Origin of the sequence: Vibrio sp. GLN_1 (genome assembly GCF_043106015.1) — a bacterium.
In the GTDB taxonomy this organism is placed as follows: Bacteria; Pseudomonadota; Gammaproteobacteria; order Enterobacterales; family Vibrionaceae; genus Vibrio; species Vibrio parahaemolyticus.
The window spans coordinates 35,702-62,224 of the sequence record NZ_JBICMD010000035.1 but is presented as its reverse complement, the minus strand read 5'-3'; the positions used below and the strand labels follow the sequence as shown (position 1 = coordinate 62,224).

Genomic DNA, 26,523 nt, shown 5'->3' with positions numbered 1-26,523 from the left:
TAGTTGGCCGCCGAAGGAGAGAAGTAAATTCCTGATTAAACCTCATTATTTCTAATTTGGTTTTTTTTAGTTCCTGCATACACACCGTGTATCCACGCCATTAAGACTAACTTCGCACCTAAAAACATCCAAACGGAACTTATTTTTTTTCTAAAAAAATATGAGCCACGCCAAAGTTCCATATAAGTTATTGATCCAGATCTTATTTTTAACACCAACACCGCAACATTGAATATATACATTTAAATTCAAACACTTAAATCACCACACAAACATTCAACATGAAGTGCATCGCAGACTTGAATACAAATAAATTCGGATATTCGAAGGGGAGATCCTGATCACTGAAACGCAGAAAACACAAAACCAAGACATACAAACACACTTAATATGCGTAAAGAAAAAGCCCCACAAGCTTTGCCTGTGGGGCTTTTAGTTATTTTTTATCTTTTTTGATAGTGCTTAATTTATCAATTCAAGCAAGTCTTGCTCAGTTTTTATCTCGATACCCAATTCTTGAGCCTTAGTGAGCTTAGAACCTGCATTTTCACCAGCAAATAAAATATCGGTTTTCTTGGAAACACTGCCAGTGACTTTTGCACCCAAAGATTGCAACGCCTCTTTTGCTTCAGTACGTCCAAGTTGAGATAGTGTACCCGTTAGCACGACAGTTTTACCTTCTAGTGGCAGTTCTGCGCCTTGCTCAGGTGCACTAACTTCTGGCCAGTGGATACCTTGCACAAGGAGATCTTGAACAACAGCTTGGTTTTGCTCTTCTTCAAAGAAAGTCGTAATGTGCTTCGCAACTACCACACCAATATCTTGAACAGCAATAAGTTGTTCTTCCGTTGCAGCTTGAATCGCTTCCAGTGATTTAAAGTGTTGAGCTAGGTTTGCCGCCGTTGCCTCGCCCACTTCTCGAATACCTAGCGAGTATAAGAAACGTGGCAAGGTTGTTAACTTCGATTTTTCTAACGCATTAACAATGTTTTGAGCAGATTTTGGCCCCATGCGCTCCAATACGGTTAATACGCCAGCCGAAAGCTTGAACAGATCGGCAGGTGTTTCTACCATTTCACGATCGACCAATTGCTCGATAACTTTGTCACCTAAACCATCAACATCCAACGCTTTACGTGAGACGAAGTGCTTGAGCGCTTGCTTACGTTGAGCTTGACAGACCAAACCGCCAGTACATCGAGTCACCGCCTCCCCTTCGATACGCTCTACGTGCGAACCACAAACAGGACACTGAGTTGGGAAAATAATATCTCGCGCCGTTTCTGGTCGACGCTCTTTGATGACAGAAACCACTTGAGGAATCACGTCGCCAGCACGACGAATCACGACCTGATCACCAATCTTTACTTGAAGGCGCTCAATTTCATCCGCATTATGCAGCGTTGCGTTACTCACCGTCACGCCACCAACAAACACTGGCTCTAACTTAGCAACCGGAGTGATCGCTCCCGTTCGGCCAACTTGGAACTCAACTTCATTCAATGTTGTCATTTCTTCTTGAGCCGGGAATTTGTATGCGATCGCCCAACGTGGAGCGCGAGCAACAAAACCCAGGCGCTCTTGAACGGCAATATCGTCAATTTTGATCACGACTCCGTCAATTTCGTAAGGTAATGCATCACGACGCTGCAGAATGTCTTGATAATAAGTTTTTACGTCTGCCAAACTGTCGACTCGCTTGGTCTCTGGACACATTGGCAGCCCCCAAGATTTTATCTGCAGAAAACGCTCATAGTGACTGGCTGCCAAATCAGCCCCTTGCACAACTCCAACACTGTATGCGTAGAAGCTAAGTGGGCGCGAAGCCGTAATACGCGAATCTAATTGACGTAGACTGCCTGCTGCTGCATTGCGAGGGTTCACAAATACTTTTTCGCCCTTCTGACGCGCAAGCTCATTTAACTTTTCAAAGCCTGCTTTCGGCATAAACACTTCACCGCGGACCTCAAGACGAGCTGGCCAGTCATCACCCCTCAGCTTCAGAGGAATGGCATTAATGGTGCGCACGTTTTCAGTGATGTTTTCACCCGTAGTACCATCACCACGCGTTGCCGCTTGAACTAAAATACCGTTTTCATACAGCAGACTCACGGCTAAGCCATCTAGCTTTGGTTCACAACAATACTGCTTAATGCTTTCTCCACCGATTCGGTCTTGAGCACGTTTATGGAAGCTGTCGAGTTCACTGTCGTCGAATGCATTATCTAATGACAACATTGGGACTTCGTGTGTCACCTGACTAAATTCAGAAAGCGGCTTACCACCCACTCGCTGACTTGGCGAATCAACCGTCACTAAATCAGGATGTTGAGCTTCAATTTCTAGCAGTTCACGCATTAGGCGGTCGTATTCTGCATCTGGAATCTCTGGATTATCTTCCACGTAGTAGCGAACGGCGTGGTAGTGCAACGACTCTTTGAGTTCTTCTAGCCGTTGATGTACTGATTCAGACATAGTAAAGCCCCGTATATTGTCAATCGATGAGGTTGGGAATCCATGAAAAAGGGCTCCAATCGGAGCCCTTTTATAATTGGGTAGTAAGATTATGCGTTAGCCGCATTAAACTCAACTATTTGGCGTCGATAAGCAGCTAAACGGTCAGGAGTCATTAAGTTTCTCTTGTCATCGAGAACATTCCCTCCCATATCATCCGCAATCTGCTGTGCAGTTCTCAACATCAAGTTGAAGTTTTGCTCAGCTTCGCCATAGCAAGGCAACGTCATAAAGAAGGAAATGCCTTTCGTCGAAAACTCTGCGGGATCACCATGCTCAAGTGTGCCCGGATGCATCATGTTAGCCACACTGAACAGCACTTTACCGTTGCCAGATAAATCAACATGACGATGGAAGATATGCATCTCGCCATAGATAAGACCATTTTGCTGCATACTGTCAAAAAGTTCAGTGCCAATAAATGGCTCTTCGCCTGCACAATGAACATTCAACACGATCACTTGCATTTCCGGCTCTGGTTTTGGTTCTTCTGGTTGTTCAACAACGGCAGGAGCCACTTCTTCAACCATTTCCATCTCTTGTTTAGGCGCATCAAATGCAGAAGGCATGATCTCTTCTTCAACCACCTCTTGCATTGGCTCTTCGACTTCAGACGGCTGAATTGCTACATCTTCAACATCGTTTTTCATCGCGACAAAAGAAGGGATTTCCTCAGCTTCTTCTTTTACAGAATGCTTTTCTTCTGTCACACCACCAAGCAAGGGATCTGCCTCAAACTTACTATCAAACGTATTTTCCATCCCAAAGTCTGGTTCTTTGCGATCTTTACGGATGATTTCGAAATCGTCTTCAGGGGCAGGGGCGAAACTGCGCTCTTGCTCAACCGAATCTTTATCTCCTTGGTCAACATCCAGCTTACCAAGTGGCTTGTTGCCAAATTTTGCTTTGCCTTCTTTCTTACTGCTCCACAAACCATGAAACAGCAATGCCGCGATGGCTAATGCGCCAACAACAATGAGTACGAATCGCAATTCCTGCATTATTTACTCTCAATATACCTGTTTTTACTACTCGCAATTCCTTGAGCAGCAACCCAAGTGCAATAAATCTGAATGATACGTTTACTTTACCAAAACTATATGTAGGTTTAGAACAACTTAATGCAAGAAGTTCCGTTTTTTGTTGTGATTCTTGCCACGATTCCACTTTGCAAGACCCTAATTGTTAGGGCATTGAAAGAAAATCATCGACAGGTACAATGAGTTCTCACTCACACGAAAATATTGGATATGAAGATTAACAATCAGCAACGAACCGGATTCGGTTACTTCCTATACGGAATTCAATTGGCGCTCTCTCCAGAGATAAGACGTTTTGTCGTGTTACCACTTTTAGCAAATATTATTCTCGTGGGTGGGGCTATCTTCTATCTATTCTCCCACTTGAACATGTGGATTGAAGGTTGGATTGGACAGTTACCAGAGTTTCTCTCTTGGCTCACGTATATCTTGTGGCCCCTACTTGCTCTAACGATACTGGCCACCTTCTCTTATTTCTTTAGCACGTTAGCCAATTTTATTGCCGCTCCCTTCAACGGGCTGTTAGCAGAAAAAGTTGAAGAGACGCTAACCGGGAAAAAAATTAATGACGACGGCTTTACGGCTGTTCTAAAAGATGTGCCTCGCGTACTTGCTCGCGAATGGAGAAAACTGCTTTATATACTGCCTAAAGCAATTGGCTTGTTTTTGCTCTTACTTATCCCGGCACTAGGGCAAACTGTTGGCCCGGTTTTATGGTTTATCTTTACCGCGTGGATGCTCGCGATTCAATATTGTGATTACCCGTTCGATAACCACAAAATTCCGTTCAACGACATGCGTTACAAATTGAAACAAAAGCAAGGTAAAGCCTATGGCTTTGGTGTGTTGGTTTCAGTATTCACAACGATTCCAATTTTGAACCTTATCGTCATGCCTGTTGCAATATGCGGTGCGACCGCCATGTGGGTGGCAGAGTTTAAACATCAGCGCTAGGTCAAATTTAGTGAAAGGGAAGGCTGTTCGATGCGCTTCCCTTTCTTTTTACTAAATTCTCGGCCAACCTAATAAGATATAACTTTTTAATCCTTTTCCCTTTTTTTTATACCGCATATTCTTCTATCCATATTCACACAACGTGTAATGAAGGAACATCACTATGAGCAAAATCTACGAAGATAACTCTCTTACCATTGGTAATACGCCCCTAGTTCGCCTAAACAAAGTGAGCAAAGGTAACGTTCTAGCGAAAATTGAAGCACGCAACCCAAGCTTCAGCGTTAAGTGCCGTATCGGTGCAAACATGATTTGGGAAGCAGAAAAAGCTGGCACTTTAAAGCCAGGCGTAGAGCTAGTAGAACCAACCAGTGGTAACACAGGTATCGCATTAGCGTTCGTAGCAGCCGCTCGCGGTTACAAATTGACTCTAACTATGCCTGAATCAATGAGCCTTGAGCGCCGCAAGCTACTTAAAGCACTAGGCGCAAACCTTGAGCTAACTGAAGCAGCGAAAGGCATGAAAGGCGCAATTGCTAAAGCAGAAGAGATCGTAGCAAGCAATCCTGAAAAATACCTTCTTCTACAACAGTTCAACAACCCTGCTAACCCGCAAATTCACGAGAAAACAACTGGCCCTGAAATCTGGGATGCGACAGACGGTGAAATCGATGTGCTAGTAGCAGGCGTTGGTACGGGTGGCACTATCACTGGTACAAGCCGTTACATTAAAGGTGAGAAAGGTAAAGCGATCACTTCTGTTGCTGTAGAACCTGCAGAATCACCAGTAATCGCGCAAGCGCTAGCAGGCGAAGAAATTCAACCAGCACCACATAAAATCCAAGGTATCGGTGCAGGTTTCATTCCTGGAAACCTAGATTTGGACATTATCGACCGAGTTGAGCCAGTGACTTCTGAAGAAGCAATTGAGATGGCTCGTCGACTAATGGAAGAAGAAGGCATCCTTGCGGGCATCTCTTCAGGCGCCGCTGTCGTTGCTGCGAACCGAATTGCAGAACTACCTGAATTTGAAGGAAAAACCATCGTGACAATTCTGCCAAGCTCAGGTGAACGTTACCTAAGTACGGCGCTATTTGCTGGTATCTTTACCGAAAAAGAGAACCAACAATAATATGTGGTCAAATCAATTTTTCGTCTAAAAAAGCCCCGTTCAGGGGCTTTTTTGTTGATCCCTGCCCTACCTTTGGTAATATCAGGGTGTTTTATTTCTAGCTTCAAAATAAAGAAGCAGAACACAAAAAGGTTTCAAAGTAATTGCGCACGCAAACAGTTGCGTAGTTACCAAACTTTTGACTAGTATCAGAACTGACACGCTTTGAACTCTCCCGTGCTAGCGCACAAGATATAAAGCAGTTAAGCTAAATCTAGTCACAAACTAACAAAAAAATACATTTATTGGGGTATATCACATGTACGAGAAGCAAGTAGAAATCACAGCAGAAAACGGTCTTCACACTCGTCCAGCTGCACAGTTCGTTAAAGAAGCTAAAGCATTCGACGCGGACATCACTGTGACTTCTAACGGTAAAAGCGCTAGCGCTAAGAGCCTATTCAAACTACAAACACTAGGCCTAGTAAAAGGTACTCTTGTTACTATTTCTGCTGAAGGCCCACAAGCTCAGCAAGCTGTAGACCACCTAGTTGCTCTAATGGACCAACTACACTAATCCGGTCTCCTACTCCAGAAGCCATTTTGTGAAAGCAAAATGGCTTCGTTGGAAATAGGCTCAAAACTAAGCTAAAACTATTCGTTAGCGCACCCATTATTCTCCCGTTTTATAAAGTTGACCAAACTTAAGGTAAGGCTATGATTTCAGGCATCCTAGCATCTCCTGGTATTGCAATCGGTAAAGCACTACTACTTCAAGAAGATGAAATTGTCCTAAACACAAACACTATTTCTGATGATCAAGTAGAAGCAGAAGTTGCACGTTTCTTTGACGCTCGTAACAAATCTGCAGCTCAGCTAGAAACTATCAAGCAAAAAGCGCTTGAAACTTTCGGCGAAGAAAAAGAAGCGATCTTTGAAGGTCATATCATGCTTCTTGAAGACGAAGAGCTAGAAGAGGAAATCCTAGCACTTATCAAAAACGACAAGATGACTGCTGATCACGCTATCCACTCAGTGATCGAAGAGCAAGCATGTGCTCTTGAGTCTCTAGACGACGAATACCTAAAAGAACGTGCAACTGACATCCGTGATATCGGTTCTCGTTTCGTGAAGAACGCACTAGGCATCAACATCGTTTCGCTAAGCGACATCAATGAAGAAGTTATCCTAGTTGCTTACGACCTAACGCCATCTGAAACAGCGCAAATCAACCTAGACTACGTGCTGGGTTTTGCTTGTGACATCGGTGGTCGTACTTCACACACTTCTATCATGGCTCGCTCTCTTGAGCTTCCTGCTATCGTTGGTACTAACGACATCACTAAGAAAGTTAAGAATGGCGACATGCTGATTCTTGACGCGATGAACAACAAGATCGTTGTTAATCCATCAGAAGCTGAAGTAGAAGAAGCGAAAGCAGTTAAAGCTGCATTCCTAGCTGAGAAAGAAGAGCTAGCAAAACTTAAAGACCTACACGCAGAAACAACAGATGGTCACCGCGTAGAAGTTTGCGGCAACATCGGTACAGTGAAAGACTGTGACGGTATCATCCGTAACGGTGGTGAAGGCGTTGGTCTGTACCGTACTGAATTCCTATTTATGGACCGTACTGCGCTACCAACTGAAGAAGAACAGTACCAAGCGTACAAAGAAGTTGCAGAAGCAATGAACGGTCAAGCTGTGATCATCCGTACCATGGATATCGGCGGCGATAAAGATCTACCATACATGGATCTACCTCAAGAGATGAACCCGTTCCTAGGTTGGCGTGCAGTACGTATCAGCTTGGATCGTCGTGAAATCCTTCGTGATCAACTACGTGGCATCCTACGTGCGTCTGCACACGGTAAGCTACGTATCATGTTCCCAATGATCATCTCTGTTGAAGAAATCCGCGAGCTTAAGAACGCAATCGAAGAGTACAAAGCAGAGCTACGTGCTGAAGGTCTTGCATTCGACGAAAACATCGAAATCGGTGTAATGGTTGAAACACCTGCAGCAGCAGCGATCGCACACCACCTAGCGAAGGAAGTATCTTTCTTCTCTATCGGTACCAACGACCTTACTCAGTACACTCTAGCGGTAGACCGTGGTAACGAGATGATCTCTCATCTTTACAACCCTCTATCACCAGCTGTACTAACCGTGATCAAGCAAGTTATCGACGCTTCTCACGCTGAAGGTAAGTGGACTGGTATGTGTGGTGAGCTTGCAGGCGATGAGCGTGCAACACTTCTACTTCTAGGTATGGGTCTGGATGAGTTCTCAATGAGCGGTATCTCTATCCCTAAAGTGAAGAAAGTTATTCGTAACTCTAACTTCGCAGAAGTGAAAGCAATGGCTGAAGAAGCGCTTTCTCTACCTACTGCAGCAGAAATTGAAGCAGTAGTTGAAAAGTTCATTGCTGAGAAAACTCAATAATCAGTAGTACCAAGTTATTCAATACTTAATGGCCATTAGACGGCGAAAAAAGTCGTCTAATGGGCTATATTGGTATACTATAATTCGACAGAATAAAACCAAACCTTAGGAGCATGACACAATGGGTCTGTTTGACAAACTTAAGAAGCTTGTATCTGATGACAGCGCTGACGCTGGTGCAATCGAAATCATCGCACCACTATCTGGTGAAATCGTAAACATTGAAGATGTGCCAGATGTTGTTTTCGCTGAGAAAATCGTTGGTGACGGTATTGCTATCAAGCCAGCAGGCAACAAAATGGTAGCTCCTGTAAACGGTACTATCGGTAAGATCTTCGAAACTAACCACGCATTCTCTATCGAGTCTGACGACGGTGTTGAGCTTTTCGTTCACTTCGGTATCGATACAGTTGAACTTAAAGGCGAAGGCTTCACGCGTATCGCAGAAGAAGGTCAAACTGTTAAAGCTGGCGACACTGTAATTGAATTCGATCTAGCTCTTCTAGAAGAGAAAGCGAAGTCAACACTAACTCCAGTTGTTATCTCTAACATGGACGAAATCAAAGAGCTGAACAAGCTTTCTGGTTCTGTAACTGTTGGTGAAACTCCAGTTCTACGTGTAACTAAGTAATTTTTACTTATCCGAACACGAAAAAACGCTGCCAATGGCAGCGTTTTTTATTATCTGACTTTTTTCTGACCGATGCGCATCGCTGAAACACGTTCAACTGAGCAAGCCTAGTGCTGAGCTCGGCCTTTGCTTCGCTTGAGCGAGTAATGCAGTTGTCGCATCCTGCAGCACCTGAGAGCGCACCATTACTGTCGACTCCCGAGCAAAGTCTGTATCTCGAATTCGCCCTTTTGATTCCGAAACACTCCGGTTAATGGTGTTTAAATTATCGATCGTGCCACTCACACGATTCTGAAATCCACCGATTTCACTGCGATGAGAATCAACATACTTTATCGCCGCATCCACCACACCAATGGCAAGCTGAGCGCCTCCTACTGTCGACATATCGAGATCATCAACGGTCACCAACTCACCGGAACCTATATCCATCTCATCGGCAAAATTGCCTTTCCATGTGATGCCTTCTGGCGCATTCAGTGTCGAGGTAAAAAACTGCAGTTGATGATCTTGCGTTACGGAAGCATCGACTACCGATTGCTGGGTATTAATGTAGGTTGCCACTTCTTCAAGGTTATCGCCTACTTTGAGTGTTAATACTTTAGATTGCGCTTGGCCTTCATTGTCTTGATATCCAAACGCGAACTGTTGGTTATCTCTCGTCACCCGCCAGTCTTTGTCTAAACTGTCACCCAGATAATGTTGCCCGCCCATTTCAGGTATGTGCGTACGCATGTTTCTGAGCGTCAATGATATGGAGTTCGCATTGGCGCCAATATGAAAACTCTGAGAACCATAAGAGCCATTGAAGAGGTTTTTATCCGCGAATGTCGTCGTGATTGCCACACGATCCAATTCATCTTGTAGTGCAATCACTTCTTGTTGAAGACTTTTACGATCATCCTGTTCATGGCTGCCATTTGCGGCCTGAAGTCCGAGAGAGCGTAGCCGTTGCAGAATATCACTGCTCTCATGCAACGCGCCTTCTGCGGTTTGAGCGACCGAATAGGCATCGTGAGCATTCCTTAAGGCGACATCAATCCCTCTCGTTTGAACATGGAGAGTATTAGATATTTGTAGGCCTGCAGCATCGTCGCTTGCTGAGTTAATCCGATATCCCGAAGACAGGTTTCTCTGTGACTCAACGTTTTGATCAGCTGCTTGGCTAAGATGTCGCTGCGTCATCATTGCGGCAACATTGGTATTTAAAGAGACCATCTAATCGATATGAATGCCTTGTCGAACACCCTGTTAGGACGCATCTAAATCGGTATAGCCGATAAGCAAAAAGCCAGGGATGAGCCTGGCTTTTGTATCTTGTCGTGTTAGGTAGATTAACCTAGAAGACTTAGCGCTGAGTTTGGCGCTTGTTTCGCTTGCGCAAGGATTGAGCTTGACGCTTGCGATAGAATTTGTGACTTGGTCATTGCCGTCGTTTCTTTCGCGAAGTCGGTATCTTTGATACGGCTCTTCGACGCGTTCACGTTCTCGTTAATGTTGTCCAAGTTGCTGATTGCATGGTTGAAACGGTTCTGGAATGCACCCAGCTCTGCACGGTGGCTGTCTACGTATTTCAGTGCCGCATCAATGATCGCGACTGATTCTTGTGCGCCGCCAACTGAAGTTACGTCGATAGTATCAACTGTAACGTTTTTCTTGTCGTCGCCTAGACCTAGTTCACCAGATAGACCGCCAGAGAATGACACTTCGCCTTCTACTTTGTTGTTACCAGCAAAGATTTGCAGTTTGCCATCTTGGTCTACTGACGCTTTCACTAGGTCTGTTTGACCGTTGATGTACGTTGCTAGCTCTTCGATGTCATCGCCCGCTTTCGCGTTGATGTTGATTTCTTGCTCTTGACCAAAGCTGTCAGTTAGGCTGATTTTTAGGTCGTTTTTGCCTTGTGCAACGTTCCAGTCTTTGCCTTTACCGCTTTCAGCTTGGTAGCTCACACCGCCCATCATTTTGTTGTCTGAGCGCATGTCTTTAAGCTCAAGCATTACTGCTTCACCGTTATCAGCACCGATTTGGAACGATTTCGCGCCATGAGTGCCGTTTAGTAGCTTGTTACCACCAAAAGATGTGGTTTCTGCGATACGGTTTAGTTCGTCGTTTAGTGCTGTCACTTCTTCTTGAATCGCAACGCGCTCTGCTTTCGAGTTTGAGCCGTTTGCTGATTGTAGAGACAGGTCACGCATACGTTGTAGGATGTTGGTGGTCTCGTTCATTGCACCTTCAGCAGTTTGTGCAATAGAGATACCGTCGTTCGCGTTGCGAACAGCCACATCCAGGCCACGGCTTTGTACGTTCAAACGGTTCGAGATTTGTAGACCCGCAGCGTCATCTTTTGCGCTGTTGATTTTGAAACCTGAAGACAAACGCTCCATTGAGGTTTGTTGTGCTGAGTTTGCGTTGTTTAGGTAACGCTGAGCGGTCATCGCTGATACGTTAGTGTTTACATTCACTGCCATGGTGATTTCTCCAATTGATTTTCCGATGTAGCGGTTTCCGACGTCTCGGAAAACCAAGTAGTTCTCTCAAAGTTACTTCTATTAACGACACCAAATTCAGAAGCTTTAGAAAAAAAATTAAAAAAATAACATTGCGAGATTTGGCTAAAAAAATTGAAGAAAAGTCAGAAAAAGTGCTCAAGTTTCTACAAATTGAGCCGAGAGGGCTAAATTGTACAGAAAAGCATCAAAAATAAGAGATAAGGAAATGAATAGAGAACATAAAAGAAGGAAAATGCAGAAAAGAAAAAGCCCCTTTTCCTTTGAGAGAACTGGGGCTAGGTTGGTCGCCAGAGCCTATGTGGAGATCAAGAGAAATGAACACATTTCCGGCATACCGGGTGCAACTCTACATTGAAAATGATTGGCAGGTGAGAGATGAGAGAGCCATTCATTCTGTTATAAAGTTGCTTGCCAAAAGCCCGCATTCCCATCCACGTCTGAATGTATTGAATACAGGCTAGAGGATACCAATCGTAGTAAATAACTGCCCACCCTAGCTTGCTAAAATGCTCGATAACTACGTTAAAGTTTTTGACTGTAGAATGACTACTTATCGAAAAACTTTGCCTCGTTCTCAAGCATTGAATCTACGCCATTTATGAACTCTTATTCACTGTAATTGGTATAAACTACTGCAATAGTGACATTGCAGAGTTTGGCAACTGTTTCGCTTGAGCAAGAATAGAAGTACCTGCTTGTTGCAAAATTTGTGCTTTGGTCATTTGCGTTGTTTCTTTCGCAAAGTCCGTGTCTTTAATTCGGCTGTTCGACGCGTCAACGTTTTCTTGGATATTTGCCAAGTTGTTGATGCTGTGGCTCAGACGGTTTTGTTTCGCACCAAGATCCGCACGTTGTGAATCCACGTATTTCAGTGCAGAGTCCAGTACAGAAATCGCGTTCTGAGAGCCTTGAACCGTTGTCATATCAATATCTTGTACTGATGTTCTTACTGGCTCATCACTTAGGCCTAGCTCAGAAGCAAGACCACCAGAGATCGAGATGTCACCCTGAACGTTTGGATGAGCAACAAAAATTTGCAGCTTGCCATCTTCGCTTACAGACGCGTTGATCATGTCTGATTGACCATTGATGTACGTTGCTAGCTCTTCGATGTCATCACCCGCTTTCGCGTTGATATTGATTTCTAGATCATCTTCTTTATCACCATCTCCGTCGGTATCTTCACCCATGCCAGGAAGCGTGATTTTTAGATCGGCTTTAGTTGGATCAACACCCCAATCTTTACCTTTTCCTACTTCAGAGAAGAATGTCACACCGCCCATACGAGTGTCATCTGCACGAATACTGGTTAGACCCATGATCATCGCTTCACCAGAGCTCGCACCGATTTGGAATGCCGCTTCACCGAATGAGCCGTTCAATAGACGACGGCCACCGAATGATGTGGTTTCTGCGATACGGTTCAGTTCGTCAACCAACGCCATTGATTCTTCGTTGATTGCCTGACGCTCAGCTGGAGAGTTAGTACCGTTTGATGACTGGATAGCCAAGTCACGCATACGCTGCATCACTGACGTTGCTTCGTTCATCGCACCTTCAGCCGTTTGAGCGATAGAGATACCATCGTTCGCGTTACGCATTGCCACATCAAGACCACGAGACTGTGCCGTTAGACGGTTGGAGATCTGTAGACCTGCTGCATCGTCTTTTGCACTGTTAATTTTGTGACCTGATGATAGACGCTCCATCGAGGTATTCAGCTCGTTGGTCGCTTTATTTAAGTAACGCTGCGCGGTCATCGCGGAGACGTTAGTACTAACTGTTACAGCCATTTTGCTCTCCTTTTGAGTTCGCAAGCTTTTGCGAAGCGGCCAGCTTTACTCTCATTTGGATAAGCACTGACCGTAAAAATTACTTGCTAAATCTGCCTTTAACGCAGGGTTTAGAATCTCGAAATCTGTTCTGACATTATTCAATACAATTTGTGTGCCAACTTATTTAAGATGTCGATTCCAAATTAAAATAGATAAATAAACAATAAGTTAGATAACACATTCGCAGTTTTCGACCTCTTTCTCTATGAGATGAAGATATTTTCACACCAAGAGAAGTTTGCCGCTCACATTGCCACCGGTGCCTTTGCCGCATTCGGTAAAAACATGCCGCTCACTCACCTCAGCTAAACGACTTTTGATATTTCTCGCACTTAAGGCTTGGCACATAAGGCATCAAAATATCTCGTTGTCGTTATTCGCCGCTGGCCGTCAAATCATTAAATGTAGTTAAACAATGTCAGGTCTTTTGTTTTGCCAAAAGCTTGTTGCGAGGCCTGCAATGCACGCGAGTTCTCACTGAACTCGATCACGGCTTTGGAGTAATCCAAATCCTCAAAATTGCTCTTTGCTTTTGCCAAAGACAAGTTAAAGTCTTCGTGGTTTTGCTCTTGAATATCGAGCGTGCTCAGCCTTGCACCCACGTCGGTTCGAGCTTTGTTCAAATGGATGAACGCGGCTTGAAATTCCTCTGTCATTTGGTGCAACTTCGCGGTCGCTGATGTATCGGAGACGGATTTATCCGACCAAGACATCGCTTCCTTAAAGGTATCGAAAATACTGAAGGACTCACGTTTTTCGATGCCGATGCTGTCTCCAGGGGTAATTTGCCCTTTCACATGCACTTTAAGTCCTTTGTACTCGATGCCTTTTTCTGGCGAAAATTCGTCAGCGTCCACCACTTTGCCGTTTCGCTCCAATTGGTAGCCAAACTTGCCGTTATTCATATCGACAAACGTCACGCGATAAGAAGCGGTGTCCTTCGCATCCACATTGGTTGCTTTGCTTAGCAGTAAGTCAGAGCCGCTTTGTAAATCGTAACTAGGCTGGTAATCACCAAACGGGTTTGGGATTTCCATGAACAGTTTGCTACCAGGATCGTTCATCGGCATATCCAGCATGCTGGACACTTTCATTTTGCGTTGGTAATCATCACCAGCGTATTGCACGCTGCCATCTTTATCACGATAAAATGGCTGGCTTTTCGGCTTTGTCCCCGCAAACACGTAGTTGCCCGATTCATCTTGCGCATTCACTAAGTTAAGGAAGTTATTTGCAATTTCTTCCAACTCACGCTTTTTCGCTTGTCGGTCTTCGGCAGAAAACGCACCGTTGATCATTTCCATAGTGAGACGTTTCGATTCATCAGCGAAGCTTTCTGCGTTCGCGATGTTCACTTCGTGGTTTTCTAAACGGTTACGCACCAACACAATCGAGCTTAAATATTGCTTTAACTGCTCTTGCTGCTGGCCAATATTCTGAATGTAATGCGCAGCCAGCGGATCATCACTTGGTTTAAGCAGCTTCTTACCTGAGGCAAGTTGCTCTTGGTTGTGATGGATCTTGTTCTCTTGGCGGCGCAAGTCATTTTGTACAGACTGATAGTTATGGAAACTAGAAATTCGGGTTAACACTTATCTCTTCTCCTTACCTCAGTTGCAAAATGGTGTTGAAGGTGTCATTTGCCGCCTGCATCACGCGTGATGAAGCCATGTAAGCTTGTTGAAACTTCATCATGTTGGCGGCCTCTTCATCGAGGTTTACACCCGCAATCGATGCTACACGTTCTTGTGCGGCTTCATGCTCTAAACGCGCAACCGATGCTAAGCGGTTAGCCGTTGCCGATTTCAAACCCACTTCAGTATTAAGATTGTGGTAAACGTCAATCAAAGTGCTCGATTTACCATCCATCATTTTGTTGGTTTGTAATTGCTGCATCTTTCTCAAGTTGCCGTTACCACCTTCTGACGGCACCAAGTTGGCCGTAAATTTGTCGTTCAGCAGTGCGCCTTCTGTCAGTTCAAAGATGGTTGCATCGCCATTTTTGTATAGCGGATGACTTTTCGGCACTGAGATTTCAATCAGCGGATCATCTTTGTCTAACGGATAAGAGTATTTATCGGACAATAAGTTACCTTTGTTATCGGTAATCTTTAGCCACGCTTTGTCGTGCTTTTCATCGGGTGGCTGAACCGTTACTTCAAACTCTTTTACATCACCCGCTTCACGAATATTGAATTTCGCACTGCCTTGAGCAAACGTCGTAGACGCTTCATAACTTTGTGCGGCAATGGATTTAGCGTCGTTGGTTTCCATCTTGATGATGGCAGCACCACTGCGAGTAGGACGCAGCAGCACTCGTTCGCCAGCGGCAAGGCCTTCGCCGATTTGCACTCTCATGCCATCCAATACGAAGGTAGAATCCGACTGGTCTATATCTATCTGAACTTGCTCGCCTTTCGGTGTTGTCACGCTGTAGCGATCACCATCGAAGCGCAGCGCATATTCGCCACCTTTCAACGCCGAAATATCATCGACATAAACGGCAACGTCCGCTTTCGAATTTGGTGCAGTAAACACTCGTGATTTAGCCACCAGCTCAGAATTCACATCAGTGAAAACGTCTTTACCGATTTTGCCGTTGAGATCCAAACCTTGCGATTGCAGTTGGTTGACCTTGTAAGAGAATCCGGTAGCTAAGCGCCCCATTTCATCCAACAGTTGCGGAATGTGTTTATCACGCATGTCGAGTAGCGCGCCGATTTTGCCGTCCATGTCGTCGGCCTTAATCGCTTTAATACCATCGCCTTCGACCATCGCTAGACGTCGTTGGTGCACGTCTGGGTAGCCATCAATCATTTTTAATTGGCTTGCCTCTGTGCCCGACACCAAGGTATGACCATTGCCGATGTGCACGTTGAAACCTTCAGCGTTTTTACGTGGGGTCACGGTGACCTTAGTGTATTCCGACAGCTCGGTAATCAGCTTTTCATGCTGATCCATCAAATCGTTATGTGGACCAGGAGTACGCATCATCAAGCGGTGAATGTCACGAATTTCTAGCGCCAGTTGGTTAATGCGCTCAATGCCCATGTCCAATTTTTTATTGGTTACGTCTGACTGCAATCGCACCGTTTCGTGAAAGTCGTTTAATGTGTCTGAAAAGATTTTTGCCTTTTCCAACACAACTTTACGCGCACCTAAATCGTTTGGTGTGTCAGCCATGGTTTTCACAGCATCAAACCACTCATTGAGGTTTTCTGGGATCTTCTTCGATGCAACAGAGCTCAACATGCTAGAAAGCATGTCTAAGTTATCTTGGGTATCCGTTTTATTCGCATTGCTTGTAGAGGACAGGTTGAGTTCATTAACGGCAAATTGGTCCCACGAGCGGCGAACATTTTCCACATGCACACCCATGCCGTAGGTCGAACCACCAAACATACGTGGATCGTTGGTACCCTGAATCACTGACTGACGGCTGTAACCTTCTGTATTAACATTAGAAATGTTATGACCAGTAGTATTTAACTGCCTCTGAGCAGTAAGCACACTTTGAGTACCTACATTCAGAAGATCTGACGCCATACCTGCCCCCAAAAACGAAATAAGATCGGTAAATACCGATCACCTAGACAAGTAAAAGCAAAAGATGTGCCAAGTGAAATTTAGAGTAGTAAATTCAAGTAAAATAAAGGCTTGCACGATGGCAAGCCTCAATGATTCGCGTACGCGGCAACCCCAAAAGGTTACATACTTTCGATTTTCTGCTTCACTTGCAGAACTTTGTCGGCGTAGGTTGGATCCGTCGCATAACCTGCTCGATGAATACCGCGAATAAAGGATTCAGAATCTCCACGTTGCTGCAATGCCGTCTCGTAACGCGGGTTGTCATTCAAGAAACGGACGTAGTCGTTGAAACTATCTTGATAGTTCGAGTAAGAACGAAACGCTGCCGTCTCTTTCACTGGCGTATTGTCATGAAATTCCAATGTTTGCGTGGTGACTTTGTCACCTTGCCAGCTTCTGTCTGCTTTGATGTTGAACAAGTTGTTACTGCTACCACGAGCATTTTGCACCACTTTTTGTCCCCAGCCAGTTTCCAGAGCTGCTTGAGCAAGAAGCAATGATGGTTCGACACCCAACGCTTTCGCCGCCTTTTCAGCGTATGGCTTCATGGAGTTCACAAAAGATTCTGGCGAATCAAACTTAGCGGGAGTATGGCTGGTACGGGAAAGTTCGCCGGACTCAATCAAACGCTTTTCAATTTCACGCGCTTTTTTAGGGTCCACGCGACGATATTCTACGGCGCTGTTTGCCGCATCGCGCATTGCCGTTTCGCTCTTATCATTGCCTTGGCCAGCCGTCAGCTGTGCCACTATCATATCTGCCAAGCCCATAGAGCCATTTGCGCTCAGTTCACTCGCCATCTGCTCATCAAGCATCTGGCGGTAAAATTTCTCATTTTGGCTATTCATGATGTTCGACTCGAAGCCTTCGTTCGCTTCGCGCATCGACTTCAGCATCATGGATGTAAAGATAGACTCAAACTGACGAGCAGCCGCATGCAGTGCTTCTTGCTCGCCATCTTTGCCCTCTTTCACCGCTTTCTGACGCAGGCTATCGAGTGAGCTAATGTCGTGAATAAAACCGATATCGTTAGGATTCTTCATCATCGCAACCTCCTAACCATTAAATGATGATCAACTGGCCTTCGATGGCACCAGCTTGTTTCAATGCTTGTAAGATGGCCATCAAATCAGAAGGTGCTGCGCCCACTTCATTCACCGCACGTACTAGGTCATCCAGCGTCAAACCCGGCTCGAATTTGAACATCTTGCCTTTTTCTTCCGTCACTTCGATATCTGAATCGGGCACCACGACCGTTTGGCCGCCAGAGAAGCTGTTTGGTTGGCTAACGTTTAGATTTTCTTTGATGGCGACAGTCATGCCACCATGCGTCACTGCCGCAGGCTTAAGACGCACGTGTTTGCCAACGACAATCGTGCCAGTACGGGAGTTAACAATGATCTTCGCCGCGCCATCAGCTGGGTCAAACTCTAGGTTTTCAATCGCGGACAAAAACGCCACACGCTGGCTGACATCACGCGGGGCACGCACGCGTACCGACGTCGCATCTACTGCGCTAGCCATTTGTGGGCCAAGGAAGTTGTTTACCGCATCCGACATGCGTTGTGCGGTCGTGAAATCAGATTCAAGCAAGTTGAAAGTAATGTAATCACCACGACCGAATGGGTTTGGAATTTCGCGCTCTACCGTCGCACCACTAGAGATAAGACCAACGGTTGGGTTGTTACCAACAATTTTTGAACCGTCAGCGCCTTCAGCACTGAAACCGCTCACCACTAAGTTACCTTGGGCAACCGCGTAAACTTGACCGTCTAGACCTTTAAGGAACGTTTGTAGAAGCGTACCACCACGTAGGCTTTTCGCACTGCCGATTGACGATACAGTCACGTCCACTTGTTGACCCGGCTTAGAAAATGGCGGCAACTCTGCCGTGACCATAACCGCGGCAACGTTTTTGATTTTTGGCTTGGTACCCGGCGGCAGCTGAATGCCGAAATTTTGCAGCATGGCCGCGAAACTTTGCTCAGTAAATGGGTTCGCTTCGCCCGTACCTGGTAAGCCTGAAACCAAACCATAACCCACGAGTTGGTTGCTTCGCACGCCTGCCACTTGCGCGACGTCTTTGATTCGTGCGGCTTGGGCGGCTGTAGAAAACAGAGCAACGCTCATCAGTAATAAAACGATTCTTTTCATGCTTACTTAATCTCTTGCAGTCAATTTGCCGTCAGTGCGGCGTCTTATAGCGCTACATTAAAGAATCGTGCCAAGAAGCCAGGCTCTTGCATATCTTGTGACAGACCGGTTCCTGAGTATTGAATTCTTGCGTTAGACACACGATTTGACGCAATTGTGTTGTCGAAGTTGATGTCATCAGGACGAATTGTGCCGCTTAAGCGAATGTACTCGTCACCCGTATTTAGCGTCATCCACTTCTCACCACGGATCACGAGGTTGCCGTTTGCCAGCACTTCGATCACTTCGACCGTAATGTAACCACTGATGCTGTTACTCTGCTTCGCAGAAGAGTCACCAGCAAAGGTGTTGGTGTTGTTTAGGTCATACGAGAAGTTGTACTTGCCGCCTACTTTCAGCTCTTCACCGCCCACTTGTAACGGATCCATTTGCGCTTCGTTGGTTTTCGACAAGTCCGCGTTAGCGCTCTTCGTCGCACTGGTGGTTTCATCTAACGTGACTGTGATGATGTCGCCAATGCCGCGAGGTTTAGAGTCGTCATACAAATCGGTAATGTGCTCTGGGCTAAACAGAGAACCCGTCGCCGCAGCATAATGCTCAGGCTTTTGTTTTGGATGGATTGGAGCCCACGCTGGATCACCAGCAACCGGATCATTTCTGCCGCGCAGTGTATCAACGATGCCGCTACTCTCGTCTTTCGACTTATCGCCTTCAACCGCATCCACAACGGTAGTCGCTTGCGTCACTTCATCCGTTTCGATGGGTTCTAACATCGCACAGCCAGACATGGTTGTGATCAGCGCAAGTAAACAGATACGTTTCATTATGAGCTCCTTAATGGCTAACTTTCGCCGTTACAACTGCTGGTTAACGAAACTCATCATCTTATCGACAGATGAGATCACTTTAGAGTTCATTTCGTACACGCGCTGAGCTTCGATCATGTTGACCAATTCTTCTGTCACGTTTACGTTGGAGGCTTCTAGCATCGATTGTCGAATTTCACCCAAACCGTCCAAACCCGGAACACCTTCTTGCGGGTCGCCACTTGCGCCTGTTGGCAAGTAAAGGTTCTGACCGATTGGCTCTAGGCCACCTGGGTTAACAAAGTCTGTAATAGTCAACTGACCAACGACTTGGTTATCTTGCTGACCACGTACGCGCACAGATACTTCACCGTCCGTACCGACAGTGATAGAAATCGCATCTTCAGGAATCACAATTTCAGGTTCTACTGGGTAACCAGAACCAGATGTCACTAACGTGCCTTCACCATTTAGCGTGAACTGGCCGTTACGGGTGTAACCGATGTTGCCGTCAGGCAGAGTCACTTGGAAGAAACCATCGCCTTCCACCATCATGTCCAATGCGTTGGTGGTGGTTTGCGCATTACCGTGCGTGTGCACTTTTTGCGTTGCAACCACTTTAGAACCAGCACCAAGCATCAAGCCACTTGGCAGCTCGGTGTTTTGAGAAGACTGACCACCCGGCTGGTTGATGTTTTGATAGAACAAATCTTCAAAGACCGCACGGCTTTTTTTGTAGCCCACGGTCGAGGCGTTCGCCAAGTTGTTCGAAATCGTAGCGATGTTGGTTTGTTGGGCGTCTAGACCTGTTTTACTTACCCATAGTGCTGGATGCATAGTGAACCTCTAACTCTGTTAACTCATACGAAGCAATGAATCTGAAGATTTATCCATCTCTTCAGCGGTGCTCATCATTTTGACCTGCATTTCGAATTGACGTTGAAGGTCAATCAGCGCGGTCATTTCACCTACGGCATTCACGTTACTACCTTCAATCGCACCAGTTTGGATGCTGATAGTGCCATCTGCTTCGTAAGGCTGGTTTGGAGTTTTATGGCGAAATAAGCCATTGGTGTCTTTAAATAAGCTTTGATCGTCAGTTTTCACAAGCTTGATACGATCAACGATTTGTAATTCTTCAGCCGGCGCACCTTGTGGAAGTACAGAGATGGTGCCATCACGACCGATTTCGATTTTGGAGAGTGGGATTGGCAGAGTGATTGGCGCATCGTTCTCACCCAAAACGGCATGACCGCTTGCGTTGGTTAGCATGCCATTTTGGTCAATTTTGAGGTTACCGTTACGGGTCAGACCTTCTTTGCCGGTGTGATCCAATACAGAAATCCAACCGCTGCCTTCGACGGTAATGTCCAAATCGCGACCAGTCGTGATCACGCTGCCTTGAGCAAAATTATGTCCCGGACGCTCTGTCATGCTAAACACGCGTGACGGCAAACCATCGCCATACGCTTGCATTGAGCGAGCCTGTGCTAAATCCGCACGAAAACCCGTCGTGCTGACGTTAGCCAAGTTGTTAGCACGCAATTGCAAAGCCTGCATATTTTGCTTGGCGCCACTCATTGCGAGAAACAGTGCGCGATCCATAATTTACTCCAAAAAAGTCTCTGTACTTCGGAGTAAAAGCAATAGTTATGCCAAGATGAAAATAGACTTATTTATCAAAAACTTGAATTAAATCAAAGGCCATCAAGAAGGATGTTCAATGAAGGAAAACTGCAAAGGGAGGCAAGATTTTGATCCATGTGGCGGCAACAGCGGCAAACCAGAGATCAAAGCATGCTTAGCCTGAACTGAGGTGTTTTCAGGCTAAGCATCAGATGAATGTCATGATGTTATCAAGCCAAGCGACGAAAGCACGCCTAACTTGATAATGCAGATTATCGAATCTGCAGGATATTTTGTTGTAGCTGGTTATGTACTTCTAGCGAACGTGAGTTTGCTTGGAAGTTACGCTGAGCAGAGATCAGATCCACCAGCTCCTGAGTCATATCAATGTTTGACTGCTCCAGCATACCGTTGTTGATAGTACCGAAAGAGCCTTTGTTTGATTCACCCCAAATCTTGTCACCAGAGAACTGAGTCGAATCCCATTGCGTACCGCCCTTCTTATCCAGACCTTGCTCGTTAGGAACACGAACTAGCGCCACACGACCCAACGTTACGTTTTCACCGTTTGAGTAAGTACCCAATACGCTGCCGTTTTCATCAAAGTCAACTTTGGTTAGGAAACCCGTTGTCGCACCATCTTCATCGAACTTAGTCAGCTCAAATGGGGCGGCAAATTGTGTCGCAGCACCCAGACCAAAATTAAGCGTCTGAGCAGGATCGGCACCATTCATATCAAGCGGCGTGGTGTTTGTTGCAGGATCACCCAATGCAACAGAAGTAATCGGGTTACCGCTGTTTAGGCTTGCCAACGTACCATCGTTGTTGAACTTCATGGTGTGGCCAATATGACCTGTTGGTGTTTGCGCATCACCACCAGCAACGTTTAACGGCTTCTCACCACTCTTGTCTGTTACTGTGTAGTAAGTGTTCCACGTGTTTGGCTGAGTCTGATCTTTCAAGTAGTACGTTGTTAACTTGTAAGATTGACCCATCGAGTCATAAATGGTCGAAGAGGTTGAACGGTTGTATGTATCTGGGTCTGAAAAATCAAACTGAGTTGGATCTTTCAAATCACCGTTAGCAGGTAAGTTCACGCCCACTTCAATGTTCGCTGTTTGTTTTGGCTTACCAAATTCCGCAGGAATATTGATTGGTTGTGGCTCGTAAGATGAAACCTCACCAGACTCTGGGTTTACTTGATAACCAAGTAGGAACTCATCGTTCGCGGTTACCATGTAGTTTTCTTTGTTCAAATGGAATGCACCGTTACGTGTCATTTCATTTTGTTGAGGGATGAGACGATCTTTCGCTACCGCGAAGAAACCAGTACCCGATACACGCAAATCCATTGGGTTGTTGGTGTAAATGCTTGAGCCTTCGTGGAACTGTTGTGCCACTTGGCTTGCTTGTGCACCGCCACCCGGAGTGGTTTTCGCGTTAGTAAACAAAGAGTTTGAGTAAACATCAGCAAATTCCGCACGAGACTCTTTAAAGCCGTACGTGTTGGCGTTCGCAATGTTGTTACTGGTTGTATTTAAATCCAGTTGAGCCGCGGACAAACCGCTTAAAGATACATATGACATTCCAAAATCTCCTAATCTAGCGTGTTATGGATTACGCTTTGCCAACTTCCAGTACTTCTGCAAGTCGAACTGGTGATTCAAAACCAGCCAGATTGAGTAATACGTTTCCGTCACCTTTACCCAGCAATACGCTGTTTACGTTGGCATAAGTAGACACTGGGAACTCTTGTGACTCCCCATCCACTAAGCCAGACGCTTTCACTTTGTATTTGCCAGCAGGCAATGGATTACCGCTTTCATCATTACCATCCCAAAGTACGCGTGTGTCGCCGGCTGGTTTCGCACCTACCTCAAAAGTACGAACCAATTGGCCAGCTTCGTCTTCTACACGAACAAACAAGTTGTCGAGAGATTTCGAAAGCTTAACCATTGCCGCCATAGGCGCATCGTCTTGCTTCACACCCGCCGCACCTGGGACCAATACGTCGCGCCCTACCAAAGAGGAAGCTTGCAACGCTTGGTTCGATGTCATTGACGAGTTCAAACTCTCAAACTGAGTGTTCATCTTGCCAATGCCATCTACGGTCGCAAATGACGCCATTTGTGCAATCATCTGGTCATTACTTACCGGCTTAAAAGGGTCCTGTTGAGACAATTGTTTCGTGAGCAACGATAAGAAGTCTTCCTGTTTTAGGTCCTGCTTACCTGTGCTCCCTTCCGCTTTTTTGTTCTCTTGAAGACTTTTAAGCTGGTCGATATAGGACAAGCCGCTTTGACCAACGTTGTTAATTCCGGCCATACGCTACCTCCTTATCCTTATTGACCCATCTGCAGCGTACGCAGCAGCATTTGTTTACTAGAATCAGCAACCTGCACATTCGTTTGGTATGCGCGAGAAGCCGAAATCATGTTTGCCATTTCTTCCATTACATTGACGTTTGGCTTGTAGATGTAGCCTTCGTCGTTTGCAAGAGGATGATCAGGGTTGTACTCCGCACTAAGCGGCTTATCACTTTCTACAATTCCCAGAACTTTCACTGGCACAGTATCACCGCCACGCATGGCGTTACTTAACTCAGCACCAAATACAGCATGACGCGCTTTGTAGGTGTCTTTCGCAGAGCTGCTGACACTGTCGGCATTCGCCAAGTTGCTCGAGGTAGTATTCAGACGAACAGACTCAGCGCTCATTGCGGAACCTGTCACATTGAAAACGTTAAATAAGCTCATCTAAATTAATCCCCTTTGATTGCCTTGGTTAAGTTCTTGAATTTGCCGCCTAGAAAGTCGAGTGATGCTTGGTGTCTGATTTGGTTTTGCATAAACAAGTTACGCTCTAAATCCAAATCAACGGTGTTGCCATCACCCGTGTCTGGTTGCGTAGGAAGACGATACAGTTTGTCCCCCATCAACGTTGTAGTGGCAGGAATATGCCGACCATCTGTTCGGCTAAGACCAATGCTTGCCCCAGATGTTGCCGCTTGTAACTCCTTGGCAAAGTCTAGACCTCTTGCTTTGTAACCAGGCGTGTTTGCTTGCGCGATGTTGGTGGAAATCACCTCTGCATTGCGCTCACGTACGCCCACCGTGTGCTGGTGGATGCCTAGTGCCTTGTCAAAAGATATAGCCATGTTTGCCTCTACAATTAAGAACTGACCGTTATTAATAACTAAATAGCAATTAGCGTGCCAAAAACCGGAAACGCTAAAGCACCTATCAGCTATTGACGTTTTAGGTTGCAATAAGCAAGCCAAAGTAACTGGAATGTCGTATCACTTCGCTTACTTGAATAAAGATACACCCTGCAGAGGGAACAGGGCAAAGTCCGACAACAGATTAGCGAGGGGAAACTCGAAAGCTCATCTCATGTAGACAAAAGAAAGAATGCAGAAAAAGAAAAGCCTGACACGAGGTCAGGCTTTGTTTTCAAATAAGAGATACCGCTATTTAAGCTTGTAAATGATACCTGGATTACAGCGCACCATTTCAAATTTATCAGTCAGACCGGTTAACGACTCTGACGCACCCAGTAATAGGTAACCACCAGGGTTTAAACTACTCGCCATTTGGTTAAGCACTTTAGATTTCATCTCTGGAGAGAAGTAAATCAGCACGTTACGACAGAAAATGATGTCGAATTTACCCATCAGTGCGTAGCTATCCATCAAGTTTTGAGGACGGAAGTTCACCAAACGTTTAACGTTGTCTTTCACTTTCATACGGCCATCGCCTGCATCTTCAAAGAAAGTGCGGCGACGCTCAGGCGAAAGGCCACGACCTAAAGCTAGGTTGTCATACACACCTGCACGACACATTTCGAGCATGCTTGCAGAAATGTCCGTCGCTGTGATGGAAGCACTTGGCAGCAAACCTGGCTTACGCTGTTGCGTTTCCAGAATTGTCATCGCGATTGAATAAGGTTCTTGACCAGATGAACTGGCCGCAGACCAAATTTTAATTGGACGTTTATTTGCCGCAACTTCTGGCAATAGTTTGTCAGCTAAAACCGTGAACGGATAAGTATCTCGAAACCACAATGTTTCGTTAGTCGTCATCGCATCCACAGCAGCAATACGCAGTTCACGATTGCGGCCAGCAACAACATCGCGTAGCAAATCAGACAACGACGCAAGCTTGAACTTAGTCACTAGAGGACTCAGTCGGCTGCGCACGAGGTATTGTTTGCTATCGCCTAATACGATGCCACATTGCGATTCTAGAAAACGGCTAAAGTCACGATACTCTTGATCACTGATTGTAATAGCAGTCATTAATGTCTCTTTTATTGTGTTAATGCAGATTTAACCGCGTTACCCAATTCGTCTGGGTTAAATTTCGCAATGAAGGTGTTTGCACCTACGCGCTCAACCATGGCTTGGTTGAAAACGCCACTTAATGAGGAATGAAGGATAACATAAAGATCTTTCAAATCTGCATTTCTGCGGATTTCAGCCGTTAATGTGTAGCCATCCATTTCTGGCATTTCGATATCAGAAATCACCAAAGAAATCTGATCGTAAATGCTGCCTTCTTGAGCCATTTCAAGCAACTTATTGTACGCTTCTTTGCCATCTTTGACAGATACGACCTCGAAACCAATCGAAGTAATCGCGCGCTCAACTTGCTTACGTGCAACCGTTGAGTCATCAGCAATTAGAATACGACGTACGATAGGCTTTTCTTGCTCCGCTTGTGCGATTTCTTCACCGATGGTTGAATCCATGGTTTCATCAACTGGCGCGATTTCAGCCAGGATTTTTTCCACGTCTAGGATTTCAACAAGTTCGTTATCAATATTCGTCACAGCAGTTAGGTAGTGCGCTTTACCTGCGCCATCTGGCGGCGGCAAAATCGCTTCCCAGTGCATGTTGATAATACGCTCAACCGATGATACCAAAAATGCTTGGATCGTACGGTTAAATTCAGCGATAACAACAAAACATTTATCAATATCGGTGGTTGGGCGGCCACCAATTGCCAGGCTCAAATCAATTACTGACACGGTATGGCCACGGATATGAGCAATACCTTTTACCAGAGGGTGTAGATTTGGCATAGAAGTCAGCTTAGGGCACTGAAGTACTTCTTTTACTTTGAATACGTTGATGCCGTAACGCTGTCGCCCCATCAGTCGAAAGGTCAATAATTCCAATCGGTTCTGACCGACGAGTTGCGTACGCTGATTCACCGAGTCAAGAATCCCCGTCATATGCTCATCTCCATCTCAAACTTTTTGTTTTTAAATGATACTCTACCACTGGCAAGCATGATACCAGGGAAACA

Annotated in this window: 23 protein-coding genes; 5 read left to right on the top strand and 18 right to left on the bottom strand. The window is 45.6% G+C overall.

Going from position 1 to position 26,523, the window contains the following annotated elements:
- Window positions 1-462: 462 nt before the first annotated feature.
- Window positions 463-2,475 (bottom strand): NAD-dependent DNA ligase LigA, encoded by a 2,013-nt coding sequence (gene ligA / locus ACF8OV_RS15380; protein ID WP_203505146.1) that lies wholly within the window; start codon window positions 2,473-2,475, stop codon window positions 463-465.
- A gap of 89 nt (window positions 2,476-2,564) precedes the next feature.
- Window positions 2,565-3,515, bottom strand: coding sequence for a cell division protein ZipA (gene zipA, locus ACF8OV_RS15375; RefSeq protein ID WP_017448759.1), 951 nt, complete (start codon window positions 3,513-3,515; stop codon window positions 2,565-2,567).
- 249 nt (window positions 3,516-3,764) lie between these two features.
- On the opposite strand from zipA, the gene cysZ reads away from it, so the two are divergent.
- The 5 genes from cysZ to crr all read left to right on the top strand — a co-directional run bounded on the left by cysZ (window position 3,765) and on the right by crr (window position 8,692).
- Window positions 3,765-4,508, top strand: coding sequence for a sulfate transporter CysZ (gene cysZ / locus ACF8OV_RS15370; RefSeq protein WP_005489850.1), 744 nt, complete (start codon window positions 3,765-3,767; stop codon window positions 4,506-4,508).
- Window positions 4,509-4,671: 163 nt separating this feature from the next.
- A complete protein-coding gene (cysK, locus tag ACF8OV_RS15365) occupies window positions 4,672-5,640 on the top strand; it encodes a cysteine synthase A (RefSeq protein ID WP_005489833.1) in 969 nt (322 codons plus the stop codon).
- Window positions 5,641-5,938: 298 nt separating this feature from the next.
- Window positions 5,939-6,196: an HPr family phosphocarrier protein gene (locus tag ACF8OV_RS15360; protein ID WP_005436894.1), complete on the top strand. Its 258-nt coding sequence runs from the start codon at window positions 5,939-5,941 to the stop codon at window positions 6,194-6,196.
- 140 nt (window positions 6,197-6,336) lie between these two features.
- Complete coding sequence (gene ptsI, locus ACF8OV_RS15355) at window positions 6,337-8,061, top strand: phosphoenolpyruvate-protein phosphotransferase PtsI (RefSeq protein ID WP_005489822.1); 1,725 nt, start codon at window positions 6,337-6,339, stop codon at window positions 8,059-8,061.
- Window positions 8,062-8,182: 121 nt separating this feature from the next.
- Entirely contained in the window at window positions 8,183-8,692 is a 510-nt protein-coding gene (crr, locus tag ACF8OV_RS15350; RefSeq protein WP_005382041.1) for a PTS glucose transporter subunit IIA, read from the top strand.
- A gap of 93 nt (window positions 8,693-8,785) precedes the next feature.
- Here the strand turns inward: crr and ACF8OV_RS15345 are convergent, their stop codons facing one another.
- The 16 genes from ACF8OV_RS15345 to ACF8OV_RS15270 all read right to left on the bottom strand — a co-directional run bounded on the left by ACF8OV_RS15345 (window position 8,786) and on the right by ACF8OV_RS15270 (window position 26,449).
- Window positions 8,786-9,910 (bottom strand): flagellin, encoded by a 1,125-nt coding sequence (locus ACF8OV_RS15345; protein WP_203505148.1) that lies wholly within the window; start codon window positions 9,908-9,910, stop codon window positions 8,786-8,788.
- 116 nt (window positions 9,911-10,026) lie between these two features.
- Window positions 10,027-11,163: a flagellin gene (locus ACF8OV_RS15340; protein WP_005481079.1), complete on the bottom strand. Its 1,137-nt coding sequence runs from the start codon at window positions 11,161-11,163 to the stop codon at window positions 10,027-10,029.
- Window positions 11,164-11,834: 671 nt separating this feature from the next.
- Window positions 11,835-12,998 carry a flagellin gene (locus ACF8OV_RS15335; protein ID WP_025795297.1) on the bottom strand — a complete coding sequence of 388 codons (1,164 nt, stop codon included), beginning with the start codon at window positions 12,996-12,998 and terminating at the stop codon, window positions 11,835-11,837.
- A gap of 440 nt (window positions 12,999-13,438) precedes the next feature.
- Entirely contained in the window at window positions 13,439-14,632 is a 1,194-nt protein-coding gene (flgL, locus tag ACF8OV_RS15330; RefSeq protein ID WP_005482245.1) for a flagellar hook-associated protein FlgL, read from the bottom strand.
- A 13-nt stretch (window positions 14,633-14,645) separates the two neighbouring features.
- Window positions 14,646-16,586: a flagellar hook-associated protein FlgK gene (gene flgK / locus ACF8OV_RS15325; protein WP_005482264.1), complete on the bottom strand. Its 1,941-nt coding sequence runs from the start codon at window positions 16,584-16,586 to the stop codon at window positions 14,646-14,648.
- Between the two features lie 161 nt (window positions 16,587-16,747).
- Window positions 16,748-17,674, bottom strand: a complete 927-nt coding sequence (gene flgJ, locus ACF8OV_RS15320; protein ID WP_005454015.1) for a flagellar assembly peptidoglycan hydrolase FlgJ — start codon at window positions 17,672-17,674, stop codon at window positions 16,748-16,750.
- Window positions 17,675-17,690: 16 nt separating this feature from the next.
- Entirely contained in the window at window positions 17,691-18,782 is a 1,092-nt protein-coding gene (locus ACF8OV_RS15315; protein ID WP_203488644.1) for a flagellar basal body P-ring protein FlgI, read from the bottom strand.
- Between the two features lie 44 nt (window positions 18,783-18,826).
- Window positions 18,827-19,606, bottom strand: coding sequence for a flagellar basal body L-ring protein FlgH (flgH, locus tag ACF8OV_RS15310; RefSeq protein ID WP_005462288.1), 780 nt, complete (start codon window positions 19,604-19,606; stop codon window positions 18,827-18,829).
- 30 nt (window positions 19,607-19,636) lie between these two features.
- Window positions 19,637-20,425: a flagellar basal-body rod protein FlgG gene (gene flgG, locus ACF8OV_RS15305; protein ID WP_005382032.1), complete on the bottom strand. Its 789-nt coding sequence runs from the start codon at window positions 20,423-20,425 to the stop codon at window positions 19,637-19,639.
- Window positions 20,426-20,443: 18 nt separating this feature from the next.
- Window positions 20,444-21,193, bottom strand: a complete 750-nt coding sequence (locus ACF8OV_RS15300; protein ID WP_005462290.1) for a flagellar basal body rod protein FlgF — start codon at window positions 21,191-21,193, stop codon at window positions 20,444-20,446.
- Window positions 21,194-21,486: 293 nt separating this feature from the next.
- On the bottom strand, window positions 21,487-22,800 hold the full coding sequence (flgE, locus tag ACF8OV_RS15295) for a flagellar hook protein FlgE (RefSeq protein WP_005462291.1): 1,314 nt from the start codon (window positions 22,798-22,800) through the stop codon (window positions 21,487-21,489).
- A gap of 31 nt (window positions 22,801-22,831) precedes the next feature.
- On the bottom strand, window positions 22,832-23,539 hold the full coding sequence (gene flgD, locus ACF8OV_RS15290; RefSeq protein ID WP_005462292.1) for a flagellar hook assembly protein FlgD: 708 nt from the start codon (window positions 23,537-23,539) through the stop codon (window positions 22,832-22,834).
- 17 nt (window positions 23,540-23,556) lie between these two features.
- A complete protein-coding gene (flgC, locus tag ACF8OV_RS15285) occupies window positions 23,557-23,970 on the bottom strand; it encodes a flagellar basal body rod protein FlgC (protein ID WP_005462293.1) in 414 nt (137 codons plus the stop codon).
- Between the two features lie 5 nt (window positions 23,971-23,975).
- Entirely contained in the window at window positions 23,976-24,371 is a 396-nt protein-coding gene (gene flgB, locus ACF8OV_RS15280) for a flagellar basal body rod protein FlgB (protein WP_005462294.1), read from the bottom strand.
- A gap of 312 nt (window positions 24,372-24,683) precedes the next feature.
- Window positions 24,684-25,511 carry a protein-glutamate O-methyltransferase gene (locus ACF8OV_RS15275; RefSeq protein WP_017448766.1) on the bottom strand — a complete coding sequence of 276 codons (828 nt, stop codon included), beginning with the start codon at window positions 25,509-25,511 and terminating at the stop codon, window positions 24,684-24,686.
- 11 nt (window positions 25,512-25,522) lie between these two features.
- Window positions 25,523-26,449 (bottom strand): chemotaxis protein CheV, encoded by a 927-nt coding sequence (locus ACF8OV_RS15270; RefSeq protein WP_005462297.1) that lies wholly within the window; start codon window positions 26,447-26,449, stop codon window positions 25,523-25,525.
- Window positions 26,450-26,523 lie beyond the last annotated feature (74 nt).